The sequence below is a fragment of the Ehrlichia minasensis genome, from assembly GCF_004181775.1.
Lineage (GTDB): Bacteria > Pseudomonadota > Alphaproteobacteria > Rickettsiales > Anaplasmataceae > Ehrlichia > Ehrlichia minasensis.
Map to the genome: position 1 here is coordinate 50,300 of NZ_QOHL01000003.1, position 16,862 is coordinate 67,161.

The window sequence follows — 16,862 nt, forward strand, 5'->3', positions numbered from 1 at the left end:
GTATGTTCAGGGTATTATTATTAATAAGAGTTAACTCTACAGTATCGGTAATAAATATTGAATCAGGCTGAGTATTTGCAATTTAAGTGAGGTTCTTGTTTCAGTATTTAATTTAGTATTTCATTATTAATTTGAGTTATTTTGCAAGATTTTGTAAGAAGCGTGTGAATTTATTGTGACGTTATTGTATTTAGTAGCAACAAGTATATTACTAAAAATTCTATCAATTAGTTATACATGTTTGTACTCTCCCTTATCTCGTTTGAATTTATTATCATGGTATTGTTGGTATAGTACTTATCGACTAACTTATGCGAAAATCTAAAAATACTACTTGATCTTATCTTTTTCAAAAATAAAGCATTAGATTCATCTCTATCAATTAATTACATATGTTTGTACTCTGCCTTATCTCTTTTAAATTTATTGTCATAGTATTGTTGTATAATACTTATCAACTAATATGTGTGACAATCTAAAAATGCTTATCTTTGTAGTGTAAACACTTGATTCTTATTAATAAAAAACGTTATTTAGATGCTGAGATATTGTATTTAGCAGAATCAGAGTTATGATTTTTAATGTATTTCAGGGATATGAGGTTCTCCTCTAAAATTTTTGCTATTGTTAAACCTATTGCTGCATATGCTGAAGCTTTTGTCGCAACCAGCAACTATAGAAAACGTGTCATGTACTGATATTTTTTTTGGTAATGTGTTATAAAATTTTATATATGCTTGATTGTGGGATTTGACTTCTACTGTAGAATTGTGATTTTCTCCTCCTATGAATGTAATAAATCCGTATGTATAATAATTGTCAATGTTGATCAAGTTAATGCATTCGAATTCTTGGTTACTTATTACTCGGGTAATACTGTAAATGTTGGTAAATTCTTCTTTGTTTAATTTGCATTTGTTATCACAGAATTGTGCTCGACATGAGGATGAAAAAGAATCTCCAATGTTTCTGGATAAAATGTTATATAAGCTACTAAGTTCTGCTATTAGTTTATCGTTAATAAGTATTATCTCATCAATATTGCCATAAAATAGTGTTACACTGCCTTGAGTAAGATCTGTATAATTTACAAGAAATATTTTCACTATAGCAGAGTCATATAATCCGGATATTATTTCTTCTTTTTTTATTATATTGTTGTTTATTGTGGTTTCTATTTTTGTACTATTACCATGGGTAAAATTATATTTTAATGTATCGATGATTAATTCAGAAGTTGCTTCATAAGTAATATTGTCTATGTATAAGTTTTGGTCAAAATTAGTTAATCCTATTATTTTTTTGTTTTGCAAAGTAATTTGTATGCAATGTGCAATAGTTAATATTTCAGATGATAGGTGTTGTTGTAATTTAGGATTGATGTTTTTCATATATGTCTTTGAGGTATAGTAATAGGTAAAATTATAGAATTTTCAGTAAGCGTAATTTTATGTAGCGTGATGCTGATAATATGAATTTTCTTGTTTTTTGAAAACTAATGAGAGATTTTTGATTAGAAAGTTAATCTTTATCATATATGAACAAATAAACCACTACAGTGAGCACTAAAACTTTCTGAAGTAGAACACTTAAAATATATCAGAATGGTATTGTTTCATCAAGCATATTTTATTAATTCGAAATATAGTGCTGGTAAATTTGTTACGTAATAATTTTTACTTTTGTATTGAACTATTTTTTGTAATGTTCAATTATTGGTCATTAAGTTATCATATGATAATTTTTACCTTTGAATTATTGTGTATTTAAGCAATAATAAATGTCATAATTACTGGAAAGCTCATAATGTTAAAGAGTGAGAAAAAATCATATTTTATTATTGAGAAATGTAATATGTATTCTAATTCTAAAGTTGAAGAAAAATTTTATGTTGTATAAGGTGATTTATAAGTAATTCTCAAGTTTATTATAGCATTTATAATGTTGGTAAATAAGTTGATGATTAGTAGTTTAGTGAATTATTGTTATAATGCGATTGAGATATTATCTTTTGAATTTGATAGATATATTACTGTGAGGTTATTTTCTGTAATTCTATGTATTGTTTGTGCTTTAAATAGTATGAACTTGCACGATAAAGAGTTTGTTGAAATTTAGAATGGTAAAAGCATGAAAGATGTGACTTGTTTATTTACTGATAATGTAGATGTTATAGAGGATATTTATAAGCGTTATCAGAAAGATAGTAGTTCTGTTTCTTCTGGGTGGCGTAATTTTTTTTCTAGCGGTTTATATGTTCAGGAAAATGTTAAGCCTACTGATCAGTCGAATAGTGTTAATATCATTGATAGTTGTAATGCTAAAATTTTAGAGTTATTGAATTTTTTTAGATCTTATGGGCATACTGTTGCTGATTTGGACCCTTTAAAGTTACAAGTAACTGGTGATTTAGATTATAATAAGTATATTGATTTAAGTGATGTAAAACCTTCTACTACATTTAATACTGTGTTAGGGTTAAATAATCCTACTTTAGATGATATCATTGATACTTTGAAATCTATTTATTGCGGTAAACTTGGTTATGAGTTTATGCATATTAAAAATCATGAAGAAAGGTTGTGGTTACAGAATAAAGTTGAAAGTGTTTGTAACAAGATATCAAATGATGAAAAAAAGAAAATATTAAAACATTTAATGGAAGTAGAATGTTTTGAACAGTTCATTCATACTAGGTATCCAGGGTATAAAAGATTCTCTATAGAAGGTGGAGACTCTTTAGTTGTTGCTATAGAAAAGATTATTGATTTATCTACTGTGTTTAATTTTCGTGAAGTAGTGATTGGCATGTCTCATCGTGGTAGGTTAAGTGTATTGACAAAAGTGATGAAGAAACCATATAGAGCTATGATATATGAATTTAAAGGTGGAATTGCATATCCAAAAGATATAGATGTTTCTGGTGATGTGAAATATCACTTAGGTTATTCTTCTGATCGTCAATTATCTACTGATAAGGTTATACATTTATCTTTATGTCCTAATCCTTCTCACTTAGAATCTGTGAATCCAGTTGTTATGGGCAAAATTAGAGCAAAGCAAGATGTATTACAAGATTGTAATAAGCCTTCTATAGTTGGAATATTAGTACATGGTGATGCTTCTGTAATAGGCCAGGGAGTTGTTGCTGAAACATTGACTTTAAGTAATTTAACAGGGTATGGGATTCGTGGTGTCATACATATAATAGTTAATAATCAAATAGGTTTTACAACAAATCCAAAAGATTCTAGATCTTCTTTTTATTGTTCAGATATAGCAAAGTTAATAGATGCACCAGTTTTTCATGTTAATGGAGATTCTCCTGAAGATATGGTTGCTGCTGTTGAGTTGGCTGTAGAATATAGACAAAAATTCAATAAAGATGTAGTGATTGATATAGTATGTTATCGTCGTTATGGGCATAATGAAGGTGATGAACCTTTATTTACTCAACCTGTAATGTATGATTGTATTATGAAACATAAAACTCCTATGAGGCTTTATAAAGAGCAGTTAATTAGTGAAAATGTTGTTACAGAAGAGGAATGCAAAGTTTTACAAACTAAATTTAATAGCATGCTTAATGAAGAGTTTGTTCAGTCTGAAAAGTATGCTCCCAAGGATGCTGATTGGTTAAAAGGTAACTGGGCTAACTTTAGAAGACCTGTGCCTGGTAATTTTGTAGATTATTTGTCTGATACTGGAGTGGATGAACGAAAATTATTAAAATTAGCTCATGCGCTAGTAAATGTTCCTGAGGGATTTAATGTTAATAAAAAGATATTGAAAATATTGTCAACACGTTTTGATATGGTGTCTTCCGGTGAAAACATTGATTGGGGAACTGGTGAAGCTTTAGCTTTTGCATCTTTATTGTCAGAAAATGTGAAAGTTAGGTTGTCTGGTCAAGATTGTGGTAGGGGGACATTCTCACATAGACATGCGGTATTAGTAGATCAGGTAACTGGAAATTCCTATATTCCTTTGAATAATTTAGGCATACTACAGGCAAATTTTGAAGTATTTAATAGTCCATTATCAGAATATGCTGTTATGGGATTTGAGTATGGATATAGTACTGATTCTACTTCAACTTTAGTGATCTGGGAAGCTCAGTTTGGTGATTTTGCAAATGGTGCGCAGATTATTGTTGATCAGTTTATTTCTTCTGCGGAAACTAAATGGTTACGTTGTAGTGGATTGGTATTATTACTTCCTCATGGATATGAGGGACAAGGGCCAGAGCATAGTTCTGCTAGAATAGAAAGATATTTACAATTATGTGCAGAAGATAATATGCAGGTTGTAAACTGTACAACTCCTGCAAATTATTTCCATGTGTTACGTAGACAAATATGTAGAGATTTCCGTAAACCTCTTGTTGTATTTACTCCTAAATCCTTATTACGTCATAAAATGGCGGTATCTAAATTATCTGATTTTACAAGTTCTTTTTTGCCTGTCATTGGTGAGATGTATCCATTATGTAGTAATGATAAGGTGCGAAAAGTTGTAATATGTAGTGGTAAAGTCTATTTTGATATTGTTGAAGCTAGAGATAAACATAAAATATATGATATAGCTGTAATACGTTTAGAACAGTATTATCCTTTTCCAGAAGAACAATTAGCAAATGAATTGACACATTATCAGAATGCTGAGATAGTATGGTGTCAAGAGGAGCCAATGAATATGGGAGCATGGGGATTTGTTAATAGTTATATTGAGAAGGTGTTGATAGAAATAAATGTGAAATCTAAACGGCCAATATGTGTTTCTCGTACTGCTTCTGCTGCTACTGCAGCTGGGTATGCAAGTATGCATAGTAATGAACAGAATGATGTTTTGTCGCGTGTGTTAAGTTGAGGTTTTTATAATAAGTATTGTAGTAATTACATTATGTTTTTCAATATGGCAGAAATCTCTTTGTTATATATAATAATTAAAAAGATTTCTGTATATTGTTAATGTTTCAGGTAGATTGCAGTTATTATATAAAAAATATTAGTATAATAGATCTGTTAAAGTGTGGATTTTAATGTAAAGATATTTGTAATACAGTTTACTCATAATGTATTACTGTAGTACTGAAGGATAATTTGTTTATGGAATCAATTGAATTAAAATTCAAATTGCGGTTTATATTAGTTTAACGTAAGCGTTGCGTAATTTTTATATTTGAGTAGTAAAGAGAAGTTGGTATCTTTTGAAAATTTATTTATTTTATTCTGTAATTTTTAGAAACTTGATAGCATTATCATTAATTACTGCTCCTCCTACTCTTTTTGTTGTGTAGAATTTAACAAATGGTTTGCTTGTGAAAGGGTCTCTTAATGTTCTAATAGAACGGTTTTCTACTATTTTGTATGCATTCTTAAAGTCTGCAAGTGCTATAATTGGCAATGATTTTTTATTTAATTGAGGCATATCAGATGTTTGATATACAGGTAATCCCATTAATGTATCTGGATTTCCTAGAGTTAGTCCTGGATGCCAAATGTATTGTCCAGATGTTAGTTTTAGCGATCTAATTTCTTCCAATACACTTCTATGCATTATAAATGCTGCTTTTGTAGTAAAGTATTCGTCAAGTGAATAATATAGTTTAATAATTGTATCGCTATTTAATGTTTTGGATTCAATAGTATTCTCTTTTTTAGCATAAGTTAGGATTCCGTATGGTTTATTATTTCCATCACCAGAGATAAAAGCAGTGTTTTCTATTCTGCTGAATGCGTCAACTAGATGATTAATTAACCAACTAGCCACATCTATTGCAGAGTCTTCCAATAATTTTTTTGTAATTTTTGGTTGAGCATATAATTCGTGTAAGTTAATAGTAATTTTATCAATTTTTGGTGATTTTGTTTCATCTGTGTCTTGACTACTTGCTCTCCAGTTAACGTTTGTTTGGTTATTGTCTGAGATAAAGCAATCTAAGCTATCACCGGATATTTTTTCTATGGAACATAGTTGTCGCATTACTGAGTTCTGAGTTAAGTTTTTTTCTATGTAAGATGAGATGTTATGTGGTACGGAATATGATCCATCTAATGGTTCTTCAGTGGTGCTTTTGGTTTCATCAATACCTTTACATAGGTATTGGGTAAACATCTTGTAATTATGGTCTTCATTGTGATATTTATTATCGTAAATAATAGGACGTTGTGATGATATTTCTAGTTGATCTAATCTTTCGTTGTGTATGTCTAATATATTTTCTGTTTTTTCTAATTTTTCCAATATAGAAGGGTATGTTCCACTTTTTGTGCTAATATCTAATAGTTTTTTTTCATTTTGAATTTTAAACTCTTCCCATGAAGCTGTAAGATTATTTAAAGATTCTTGAATTTCTAACATTGATGTTGTCATGTTTGCTCCGTTTGATTTATCATTAGGAGGTATCACAGCATAGAAAGTATAGAAGATATTATAATAGTAAATTTTATGGAGTATTTTGTAAAGCTGTGACCCTTGCAAAATTATATTATACAAAATATACTATGTCAAGCATATTATATGTTAAAAAAACAATATTACTTGGTACGTAAGTATGTATTGTTAGAGCAAGTGTTACAGTGTGGAAGTATAGAAAATATTAATTGATTTTTTATAAAATATTTATATGAAGCTATAACGCTTGCTCTATTATATGTTTACAGAAATGTACTATATAGGTATTGAAAATACAATATTATTTGATTGTAAAAACATATGTTTTAAATTAAGTTTAGTTCTTTTAACGCATTCTCGACTTTTAATTTGTTTTCCTGAGTTAGCTCTACTAACGGCAATCTTACTGTTGGAGATATGCCTTTTATTAAGCTCATTGCATATTTTGCTGGAGAGGGGTTTGACTCACAAAATAATACTTTTGATAGCTTAAATATTGATATATTTGCATTCATTGCTTCTTTTATATTATGAGCAAAAAATGCATTGTACATATCAGAGTGTATTTTAGGTATTACATTTGCAACTGCAGAGATACATCCCGCTGTACAACCTTGAGCATAAAAGCCCAAACACGTAGCATCATCACCTGTGAATAAAACAACTTCTTTATCTATTAGTGATTTTAAATTGAGTGGTCTGCTTATATCTCCAGTTGCGTCTTTAATGCCTATGATTCTTGGTAAAGATAGAATTCGTGCAAGTAGTGCATCATTTGCGTCAACAGCAGTCCTTTTAGGTATGTTATATATAATAATAGGAATATTAGTTGCGTCGTGTACTGCTTTAAAATGTTGATATATTCCTTCATCACTTGGTCTATTATAGTATGGTACAACTACTAATGCTGCATCTACATTTAAAGATTGGACGTATAGTGTACGTTTAATAGCTTCTTGTGTACAATTTGATCCAGATCCTGCTATTATTGGGACACGTTTGTTTGTAACTTTAACACACAATTCAATTACTTTGCAGTATTCTTCAAAGCTTAAAGTCGAGTATTCTCCAGTAGTTCCGCATGGAGTTAAGCCATGAATGTTATTGCTAATTTGGTATTCAATTAATTCTCTAAATGTATCTTCGCATATGGAAAAGTCATTCTTGAAAGGTGTGATTAATGCTGTAAAAACACCACTTAAATTGTGCATATTATTGTACCTTGATCAAATAATATGCTAATATAACTTCTGAGTATTATTATTGTCAAATAGGTTTTATGCTAAAAATTCAAGATAATTTTCTTTGACTACACGTTTATTTTTTTCCTTTCATGATGTGATAATTATTAAGATATTAGGTTCAAAATTTATTCTTGATAAAGTACCTTAACATTAATTTTTACACGGTTTCTAGGTTTGTATTTCAATTTATTTATGATTTGTTTTATTAATCGATCTTATAATTATGTGTGAAATTGTGTTTTAATTATACTGTGTTTATAAATTCTGATTAGTAATATTTATTATAATGGACGTCTAATGTATGTAGTAAATATGAACTTATTTGATAGTGTAGTTTTATTGTTAAGTAGTAATATAATAAGTTATTACTGAGAATTTGTTGCTGTGGCAGATGTATTTCTGCTTGTTATATATTGAACTGATAATTATTACTTATCTAAAATATAAACTTATAGGTAAGATATTATAATTGAGTGTGAATTAAGTTATTACTAGGATATCTTTATTATGAAAGCTATATTTTTGCTGATGGTGTATTATAAATGATGGTTATTTTTCACCTCAAATGTGTAACATAGTTAAACTTAGTTTATAGTATAGATAATGTAATTACTATAATTTGAGAGTATTAAAGTCAATAGTTACTCAGATGCCTTTACTCTAAAAAATGTATTTGGTAGCACGTTGGAAATATCGTTGTTTACCATCTGTATATAATACAATATACAGACTTATGGTGTAATAATTCAGAGATTATTATTTTACAAGATAGAAGTGCCTTACTATATTATTTTAATATGTTATATATATTATAACTAAACATTTAACTTATAATTGTTTACCACCCAAAATATGCACGTGAAAATGTGGAATGATTTGTCCTCCTTGTTTTCCATGATTTGTTACAATTCTATATCCAGTTTTATCTAATTGAAGTTTATGTGTAATTTTCTTTACTACAGAAAAGAAATGTTTAATATCTTCCGCTGAGGAATCGCTAAAATCATCAAATGATATGTAATCACGCTTTGGGATCACTAAAACATGTATGGGAGCTTGTGGATATATGTCGTGAAACGCTAACACTAACTCGTCTTCATATACTATATTGCATGGAAGTTCTTTTCTCAGAATTTTTGCAAAAACATTATCTTTGTCATAGGAATTATTACCTTCTTGCATGTACTTTCCCTGTATTAGTTATGCCTGGATTAGTGGGACTACTTTGTGCATGTTCATCATTGATGTTGCTTTGTAAACCTTCCGCTATTTCTTCAATTGCTTGTTGCATGCTAGGAGACATGTGCTGTGGAAGTAGTGGTTCTGGCTTTTGCTGCATCAGTATTTGTTGTTGTAGCTTTTGTAACATTTCTGAACTGTGTGAAGGCCCTCTAGTGTTATAAGGCATATTTCTAGGATTTGTAAGTGAAAAATCACTATTTGGCATAGCATTTGGGTCATGTCCTGAAGATACTACATCACTGTTTTGCGCTGGTGCTGATGATACTATATCGCTATTTTGTGTTGGGGATGATGATACAATATCTTTATTGTCTGTTTTACCCTTATTATCAGTATCAGTGTGAGATTTTGTATCTTGTATATCTGCTGAACTAACTTTTGGATCAGTGGATACTTTATATAATCTTTGAGAAAAAGTTTTGGCTAGTTTTGAGTCGGTTATACCTAAACTTTGTAGAACTATTTTTACCTCTTTTTCTATTTGTTCTCTTGATTTTCCAGAAACGTCTAGCTCTATGGTTAATCCGTGTTTATAGCTTCCTGCTGTGGAATCTAGTATGACTTTTCCACCTATTGGTTTTAGTTGTGAGTCAAGTTCTTTTAGTTTTTGAAAATACTGATCTGCAATTTTGCTGCTAATTAACCCTCTAGTTGTTGCTATAGGTGTCAATAATGATGCTAATGCACCTTTTCTGGTTTCTTCGACTTCTCCTTCTTTATCTTGTTCTTGCCATACTGCAAATTTTTGTAATGCTTGGTATGGTAATTTATAAGAAGGTATTTTAAAGGCAACGTCAGTTTCATGTCCTGCTACTCTTGTTCTGCCTGGTAACTCGATGCCCAATTTGTAAGTTCGATCATGCATTTTCAGGTCAAAATTTTTCTCTCTAGGTGATTTTTGGCCTGGGACAACACTCTTGAGCATACCTTCGAGATGCTTACCTACGCTTTCTTGATGAGGTAGTTTGCTGGTGGTGGGTGTTACAGCTGCTTTTATAATAACACTTGCGCCTTTCTTTAAGAAACCAAGCATTTAGATACCATAATTAATATTTAGATTAAGCTACATATTAGTAATTATAAAGTACAAATAGTAATATGTCATTATGTATTGTTAATATTTTTATTAAAATGTTTATTATTCAATTTGCAGTTTACCCATTATCTTTTTTTAGTTACTGCATATAATATACTGTATGATAAGTGTTAACAATAGGTAAAAAGTGAATCATGATAGAAAAATAACTCCTATAATGGAGCAGTATATGATGTTAAAAAATCAGTATAAGGAGTGTTTGTTATTTTATAGATTAGGTGATTTTTATGAGTTATTTTTTGATGATGCAATAGAGGCATCTAGAGTATTGAATATTGTGCTGACAAAGAAAGGAAATGTACCGATGTGTGGTGTTCCTTTTCATAGTAGTGAGTCTTACTTGAATAGATTGGTAAAGTTAGGTTATAAAGTAGCGATTTGTGAGCAATTAGAAACACCAGAAGAGGCAAAGAAAAGAGGTTATAAAGCCTTAGTAAAACGTGATGTTGTAAGAATTGTTACTCCAGGTACTATATTAGAAGATTCTTTGCTTGAAGCGAAAGAAAATAATTATTTATGTTGTATAGTTAGTGTTAATGATCACTATGCTATTGCATGGTTAGAATTATCTACTGGATCTTTTTATTATCATACAACAAGCTTGAGTAAGATTGATAGTGATTTATTAAGAATTAATCCCAAGGAAGTTTTGATTCCCGATAAATTAGTAGAGTTAGATTTGATATATTCTACTTTAAAAAAATATAAATTTTCTGTGACTCAGTATTCCAGTAGTTTTTTTGATACAAGTAGGTCTTATAATACTTTATGTAGTGTTTATGGAATCTCTACTTTAAAGGGGTTAGGTGATTTAAGAGATGAAGAAGTAGCTGTATGTGGTTCTTTATTAGAATATGTTAAAGCCACGCAGAAAGGTAATTTGCCTGAGTTAGAGTTTCCTAAAGCTTATGAAGATCGTGATTTTATGTTTATAGATGCTGCAGCATTGAAGAATCTTGAATTGTTTAATACACAGTCTGGAGATTTGGAAGGTTCATTAATTTCCTCTATAGATTATACAATTACGGCGTGTGGTGGAAGATTGTTGAAGAGATGTTTATCTGCACCTTTAGCATGTTCTTATGCAATAAACCGTAGGTTAGACATAGTTGAATTTTTTGTGAATAATAAAGTTTTGTATAAAGATGTTAGGGAAACGTTAAGAGGTATTGCAGATATAGAACGTATTTTAACAAGAGTTAAGGTTGGGAGATGTTCTCCTAAAGATTTGTATGCTTTAAAGTTAACATTAGATAAGATTTGCATATTAGTTGATTTACTAAGTAAGTTTGATACTAGTGTTGTGAGTGATTTTTGTACAAGATTAGGAAGATATGATGATTTATGTAAAACTCTTAGTAATGTATTGATGCCAAACAATGTTAGTATTGTTAAAGATGGTGGCTTTATTAATCCTGATTATGATGCACAATTATCAGAGTATATATATATTCAAAATTATAGTAATAATTTAATTCAAGAACTGCGAGATAAATATCGTAATGTTACTAATATTCAAAATTTAAAAATATTATATAATAATATTTTAGGTTATTATGTTGAAGTTTCATCAAACTATTTAATTAATGATAAAGACTTTATTCATAGGCAGACTTTAGCTAATAGTATCAGATATACAACAAATGAGTTAAAAGCATTAGAAAGCAAAATAATTTCTGCTAGAGATGCAGCAATTAATTTAGAGATAAAGATTTTTGGTCAGTTGTGTATGCGTATTATTGAGCATGCAGATGAAATTACTATGACTGCTTATGCTATTTCCGAGATAGATATGTTAACTTCTTTTGCTGAGTTAGCAATACAATATTCTTATACTAGGCCTGTGGTTGATGATAGTTATGAATTTAATATTCAAAAAGGTAGGCATCCTGTAGTTGAGCGCAATGGTAAATTTGTTGCTAATGATATTGACCTTGCACCAATGCAAAGAGTGCATTTAATAACTGGGCCTAATATGGCTGGTAAAAGTACTTTTTTAAGACAGAATGCACTTATAGGTATTTTAGCACATATTGGTTCATTTGTTCCTGCATATAGCGCTCACATAGGGGTTATTGATAAAATATTTAGTAGAGTTGGAGCTTCTGATAATATTGCACTTGGCTATTCTACATTTATGGTAGAGATGACAGAAACTGCTGCAATAATTAATCAAGCTACAGATAAATCTTTTGTAATACTTGATGAGATTGGTAGAGGGACTGGGACATATGATGGTTTATCGATTGCGTGGTCAGTGATTGAGCAGATTCACAATGTTAATAAAAGTAGGGCAGTTTTTGCAACCCATTATCATGAGTTATCGAAATTAGAAGAATGTTTAGAGAATATAAAGTGTTTCTGTATGAAAGTAGAAGAATGGAATGGTAAAGTTGTATTTCTACATGAAATTATACCTGGATCAACTAATAAATCTTATGGGATACATGTTGCAAAGTTAGCAGGGTTCCCACAATCTGTTCTGGACAGAGCGGAAGATCTAGTGAATAAATTAAAAGCAAATGAAGATTTGTTGACTTAAGTAGTATTGTGCTTAAATTTTCTATTAGTTTTGTTATACATTTTAATTTTTTTATGCTCTTTGTTTTGTGCTTAGTGAATAACTAAGTGAATAGAGTGTATTAAAAGTATATGTGAAATAATTGCATAGAAAACTGTAGTTTACTGAATTATGAATACTTGTGTATTGCATTGGTAAAATGTTCTTTTATGTGTGTAATAGGTTATTTTTTATATTTGCTATCGCTACTGCTTATGCTTGTTGGTACAAATGGTTAGCTATTTTGGAGTGTATATGAAATGGTAAGGTAAAAAGTCTGTATTTACGTAAACATTGGAGTATTAAGTGATAAAATAGTTACTTATTATACATATTGTCTACTGCTTGTTTTCATTAAATACAAGTAATTATCTTACCATATCATAGATAAGCAAGAGATATGATAAAAATAGTAATACCACTTATATAATTGTATAACCAATAGACGTGGTTTTTGTTATAACATCTTTGTTTTATAACTGAGCCAGCATCGTTATTTTAGAGTGTATATGAAAAAGTGGTGTAGAAAATCATAAGTAAATGCTTGCATTGTTAAATTAGAAAAAAGCTATAAGTAGTCTTATACGTGTTATATTTAATGCTTATTTTTGTGAATAACATGGAAAGCAGATTGTTTCTTTTAAGTATGTTAAGCGAAGAGTTGCAGAAAAAGTTTGTAATTTGCTGATAAAAATTTGAAATGTTCAGTTGATAGAAGTGAGTTATTCATGGGTAGATTCATGTTGTATTACTGTTTATTTTTGATATATACAAGTAATTATCTTAGCATATATTATAAAGAAACAAAGTGATGGGAAAAATAATAGCAATTTCGTTTCGATAATTACATAATCAATAGACATAGTTTTTGCTGTAACATCTTTCTCTATAGTTGAGCTAAGATCATTGTTTAAAGAGTGTATAAAAAAAGAAATGTAAAATCTTAGTTTGTTGCTTGTCAGTGTGTGAGTTATTAATTGATAAGAGACTATTTTGTTGGTTTTATATCTGTTGAGTGTACTGATTTCTTATTATAAAAATTTAAATAATAAATTTTCTATTTTATATTAAATGGTGTAAAAGACCTGTAGTTGTTAATAACATTTTGAAATGTTAAGTTGCTAGAGGTGTTATTCATTGGTAAATATCTTATCTTTTCATGTTTGTCTATTGCTTAGTTTTTAATAGATACTAGTAATTGCCTATTTTAATAGTATGTATGAGAAAATTATATGGAAAGTAATGTTTATACTTGTTTTTGATGAATATATAAGTATCAGATTGTCTTTTTTAAAAATGGCTGAAAAAGTTGTATAAAATATGAATCTGCTTATAAAAACTTAAAGTATTGAGTTGGTAAAAGTATTAATAGGTGTGCTATTTTAATTTGTGTTGTACTTGCTTATTTTAAAATTGATATGATATATTTAAACATATGTAAAATAGTAGTATAAAAAATATATAGTTTGCTTATCAATATTTGCAGTATTAGGTTTATATCCTATTTATTTGTACAAGTTGAATTATTTAATTGTAGTGAGTATTCATATTATTTTGTAAAGCTTATTTAGAACTCATTTCTGTTTAGTTAACTTTTACTTATTGTACTAGTTGATAGATAAATTTTTTATCAATTGATCAGTGGGCCAGTAGCAGCTTGTTCTCTTTTGAATTGAGATTTTTTTATTAAGTGTACTATGTAGTTAACCTCTTGAATGTTGTATCCTTTTTTGATTACATCTGCTACAGAATAGTTTTTGTCAATAAGTAATGTGAGTACTGAATCTAATGTTGTATAATCAGGTAAAGTATCTTGATCTTTTTGATTGTAACGTAGTTCAGCAGATGGGTGTTTCTCTATAATTTGAGATGGAATAACATCGATGTTTTGGCATAAACTGTTTTTTGGTATATTTCTGTTCCTCCATTTACTGAGTTCATATACTTTGGTTTTGTATATATCTTTTATTGGCGCAAAACCTCCACACATATCTCCGTATAATGTTGCGTATCCAACAAATATCTCTGATTTGTTGCCTGTTGATAATAACATAAATTTGAACTTATTGCTTAACGCCATTAATATTGTGCTCCTAATTCTAGCTTGTAAATTTTCTTCTGTAATATCTTCTTGAGTATTTGCAAAAGTGTTTTGTAAAATTGCTAATGAACTTTGAAATATCTCTTCTATTGGGAATATATCATAAAAAATTTCTAACCTCATAGCACATTCTTTAGAATCAGTGATACTAGTTTTAGATGTGTATTTTGTTGGTAACATAAACGAGTATACATTTTTTGGTCCAAGTGCATCAGCTGCAATTGAAGCTACAAGTGCAGAATCTATTCCTCCAGATAATCCTATAATTACACTTGCCATGCAATTTTTATAGACATAATCTCTTAGTGCTAACATCAGTGCTTGATAGTCTGATTCAATATTATCACATGTTGTCATGGGGTAGATTTGTTTTGCAAAATCTATGTTGTAAATATTACTATCTTCTTGCCACATATTTAAGAAGTTGTATTGACCATTGAAGGTAAAGAATGACTTTCCATGAAAGACTCTATTGTTATATCCTCCTACTTGGTTGATATATACAGCATATTTATCATACGTGAGTTTTGAAATTATGTTATCTCTTGAATTTGTATCTTGTGTATATGGTGTGTTATCCATTATTAACAGTAATGTATCTTTACTGTAGGAAGGTAATGTTGATATTTTTGATATAGGTAACAGTAATACATTTATTTTGTTAATTGTAAATGTAACGGCAATATCAGAAAACTGATGTTCTGTTGAAAATTCTATCAGTTCTTCAATTTTTCCGTTTTTTATTAAATAAATTACTTCAAAAATTTTGTTATTTTGTTGTTTGATACTTCCAATAATTATTGCTGTGTTCTTATTGTGAGTTTGTAATGCCAATTTATTAATTGTACTATCGCATTGATTGAAGAAATCTTTGGATAAATGTGGGATTTTTTGTATATATCCTGATATTGAATATCTTGCAAATATAGCTAAATCAGCTGCTTTCTCTACTGATTCTGTATATGATTTTGTAATTTTATCGTAATTGTAATCGATATCTTCAGGATTGTAATTTAATTGTGCAATAAAAATTGATGGATAGTACATAATATTATTTTTTATTATCTAATTACTAATATTTATCACATTAATGTGATATAAACCATCATAGTTTTATAGTGTTAAAACCTGTAAACAGTGTGTATATTAACTTATATTATATCTTAAATAGTTAGCAATAGTTAAATATTTAGGCTTAACATAAGAATTGTATACTGAAATTTAAATCCTGTTTTTGAGCATATTTGCTACATCTAATGCAGCGTATGTAATGATACTTTTTGCTCCTGCACGTTTGAACCCTAATAAAGACTCATAAATAGCTAAGTCATAGTCTAATAGGTGATTTTGTGATGCAGCTTTAATCATTGCATATTCACCGCTTACTTGATATGCGAACACTGGTGTTTGATATCTACTACTAATACACTTAATTACGTCTAAATATGGCATACCTGGTTTTATCATCACAATATCTGCACTTTCGTTAATATCCATTTGTACTTCAAGTATTGATTCATTTATATTTGCAATATCTAATTGGTATGTACTTTTATCTATCGTCTGGTATCTTGAGATAGACCCTACAGCTTCGCGAAATGGTTTATAGAAACTAGAACAATATTTTACAGAGTAAGATAGTATACATACATCCTGAAAAGTACAGTTATCTAAAACATTCCTAATTTCTTTAATTCTTCCATCCATCATATCTGATGGTGCTACAATATCACAACCTGCTGCTGCTAATACTAGAGCCTGCTTACATAATGCTTTTATGGTTAAGTCATTATCAATTTTATCATCAATTATAATGCCATCGTGTCCTGAACTAGTATAAGGATCTAGGGCAACGTCAGCTATTATACCAATGTTTGGTATGTATTTTTTGATTTCACTTATTGCTCTATACATTAGGTTTTCTGGATTAAATGCCTCTTCTGCATTTTCAGATTTTAAATGTTTTTCTACTACTGGAAACAACGCTATAGCATTTATCCCTAAATTTGCAGCTTGTTCAACTACATTTAATAATTCAGTAATTGAATACCTCTTTATGTCTGGTAATTGTTTGATGGGTTCTGATATTCCATCACTGTCATGTACAAAAAGTGGTAATATCAGATCATTTATTGATAAGCTAGTTTCTCTTACTAAATTACGTAACCATCCACTCAAGCGTTTACGTCTTAATCTAGTGCTAGGAAATTGCATATTTTCGAC

9 protein-coding genes are annotated in these 16,862 nt (G+C 29.3%); 2 read left to right on the top strand and 7 right to left on the bottom strand.

What is annotated here, in order from left to right; genetic code table 11:
• Positions 1-578: 578 nt before the first annotated feature.
• Entirely contained in the window at positions 579-1,391 is an 813-nt protein-coding gene (locus DRF75_RS01315; protein WP_129992529.1) for a DUF2163 domain-containing protein, read from the bottom strand.
• Between the two features lie 739 nt (positions 1,392-2,130).
• On the opposite strand from DRF75_RS01315, the gene DRF75_RS01320 reads away from it, so the two are divergent.
• Entirely contained in the window at positions 2,131-4,869 is a 2,739-nt protein-coding gene (locus DRF75_RS01320; RefSeq protein ID WP_129992530.1) for a 2-oxoglutarate dehydrogenase E1 component, read from the top strand.
• 357 nt (positions 4,870-5,226) lie between these two features.
• Here DRF75_RS01320 and DRF75_RS01325 read toward each other — a convergent pair whose 3' ends face one another.
• The 4 genes from DRF75_RS01325 to DRF75_RS01340 form a co-directional block, all read right to left on the bottom strand.
• Positions 5,227-6,375: a phage major capsid protein gene (locus tag DRF75_RS01325; RefSeq protein WP_045170617.1), complete on the bottom strand. Its 1,149-nt coding sequence runs from the start codon at positions 6,373-6,375 to the stop codon at positions 5,227-5,229.
• Positions 6,376-6,722: 347 nt separating this feature from the next.
• Positions 6,723-7,607 carry a 4-hydroxy-tetrahydrodipicolinate synthase gene (dapA, locus tag DRF75_RS01330; protein ID WP_045170610.1) on the bottom strand — a complete coding sequence of 295 codons (885 nt, stop codon included), beginning with the start codon at positions 7,605-7,607 and terminating at the stop codon, positions 6,723-6,725.
• A gap of 861 nt (positions 7,608-8,468) precedes the next feature.
• Entirely contained in the window at positions 8,469-8,822 is a 354-nt protein-coding gene (locus DRF75_RS01335; protein ID WP_045170611.1) for a histidine triad nucleotide-binding protein, read from the bottom strand.
• Positions 8,809-9,915, bottom strand: coding sequence for a hypothetical protein (locus tag DRF75_RS01340; protein WP_129992531.1), 1,107 nt, complete (start codon positions 9,913-9,915; stop codon positions 8,809-8,811). The genes DRF75_RS01335 and DRF75_RS01340 overlap by 14 nt, the downstream gene beginning before the upstream one ends.
• 190 nt (positions 9,916-10,105) lie before the next feature.
• Here DRF75_RS01340 and mutS point away from each other — a divergent pair, with 190 nt between their 5' ends.
• Entirely contained in the window at positions 10,106-12,520 is a 2,415-nt protein-coding gene (gene mutS, locus DRF75_RS01345; protein ID WP_045170613.1) for a DNA mismatch repair protein MutS, read from the top strand.
• A gap of 1,648 nt (positions 12,521-14,168) precedes the next feature.
• Here mutS and nadE read toward each other — a convergent pair.
• Both nadE and hemB read right to left on the bottom strand, forming a co-directional pair.
• Positions 14,169-15,686, bottom strand: coding sequence for an NAD(+) synthase (nadE, locus tag DRF75_RS01350; RefSeq protein ID WP_129992532.1), 1,518 nt, complete (start codon positions 15,684-15,686; stop codon positions 14,169-14,171).
• Between the two features lie 174 nt (positions 15,687-15,860).
• Entirely contained in the window at positions 15,861-16,853 is a 993-nt protein-coding gene (gene hemB, locus DRF75_RS01355; protein ID WP_045170615.1) for a porphobilinogen synthase, read from the bottom strand.
• Positions 16,854-16,862 lie beyond the last annotated feature (9 nt).

Excerpts from the sequence above, each read along its gene's own strand:
- DRF75_RS01315 (WP_129992529.1), bottom strand. The coding sequence starts at position 1,391 with ATGAAAAACATCAATCCTAAATTACAACAACACCTATCATCTGAAATA.
- DRF75_RS01320 (WP_129992530.1), top strand. The coding sequence starts at position 2,131 with ATGAAAGATGTGACTTGTTTATTTACTGATAATGTAGATGTTATAGAG.
- DRF75_RS01325 (WP_045170617.1), bottom strand. The coding sequence starts at position 6,375 with ATGACAACATCAATGTTAGAAATTCAAGAATCTTTAAATAATCTTACA.
- dapA (WP_045170610.1), bottom strand. The coding sequence starts at position 7,607 with ATGCACAATTTAAGTGGTGTTTTTACAGCATTAATCACACCTTTCAAG.
- DRF75_RS01335 (WP_045170611.1), bottom strand. The coding sequence starts at position 8,822 with ATGCAAGAAGGTAATAATTCCTATGACAAAGATAATGTTTTTGCAAAA.
- DRF75_RS01340 (WP_129992531.1), bottom strand. The coding sequence starts at position 9,915 with ATGCTTGGTTTCTTAAAGAAAGGCGCAAGTGTTATTATAAAAGCAGCT.
- nadE (WP_129992532.1), bottom strand. The coding sequence starts at position 15,686 with ATGTACTATCCATCAATTTTTATTGCACAATTAAATTACAATCCTGAA.
- hemB (WP_045170615.1), bottom strand. The coding sequence starts at position 16,853 with ATGCAATTTCCTAGCACTAGATTAAGACGTAAACGCTTGAGTGGATGG.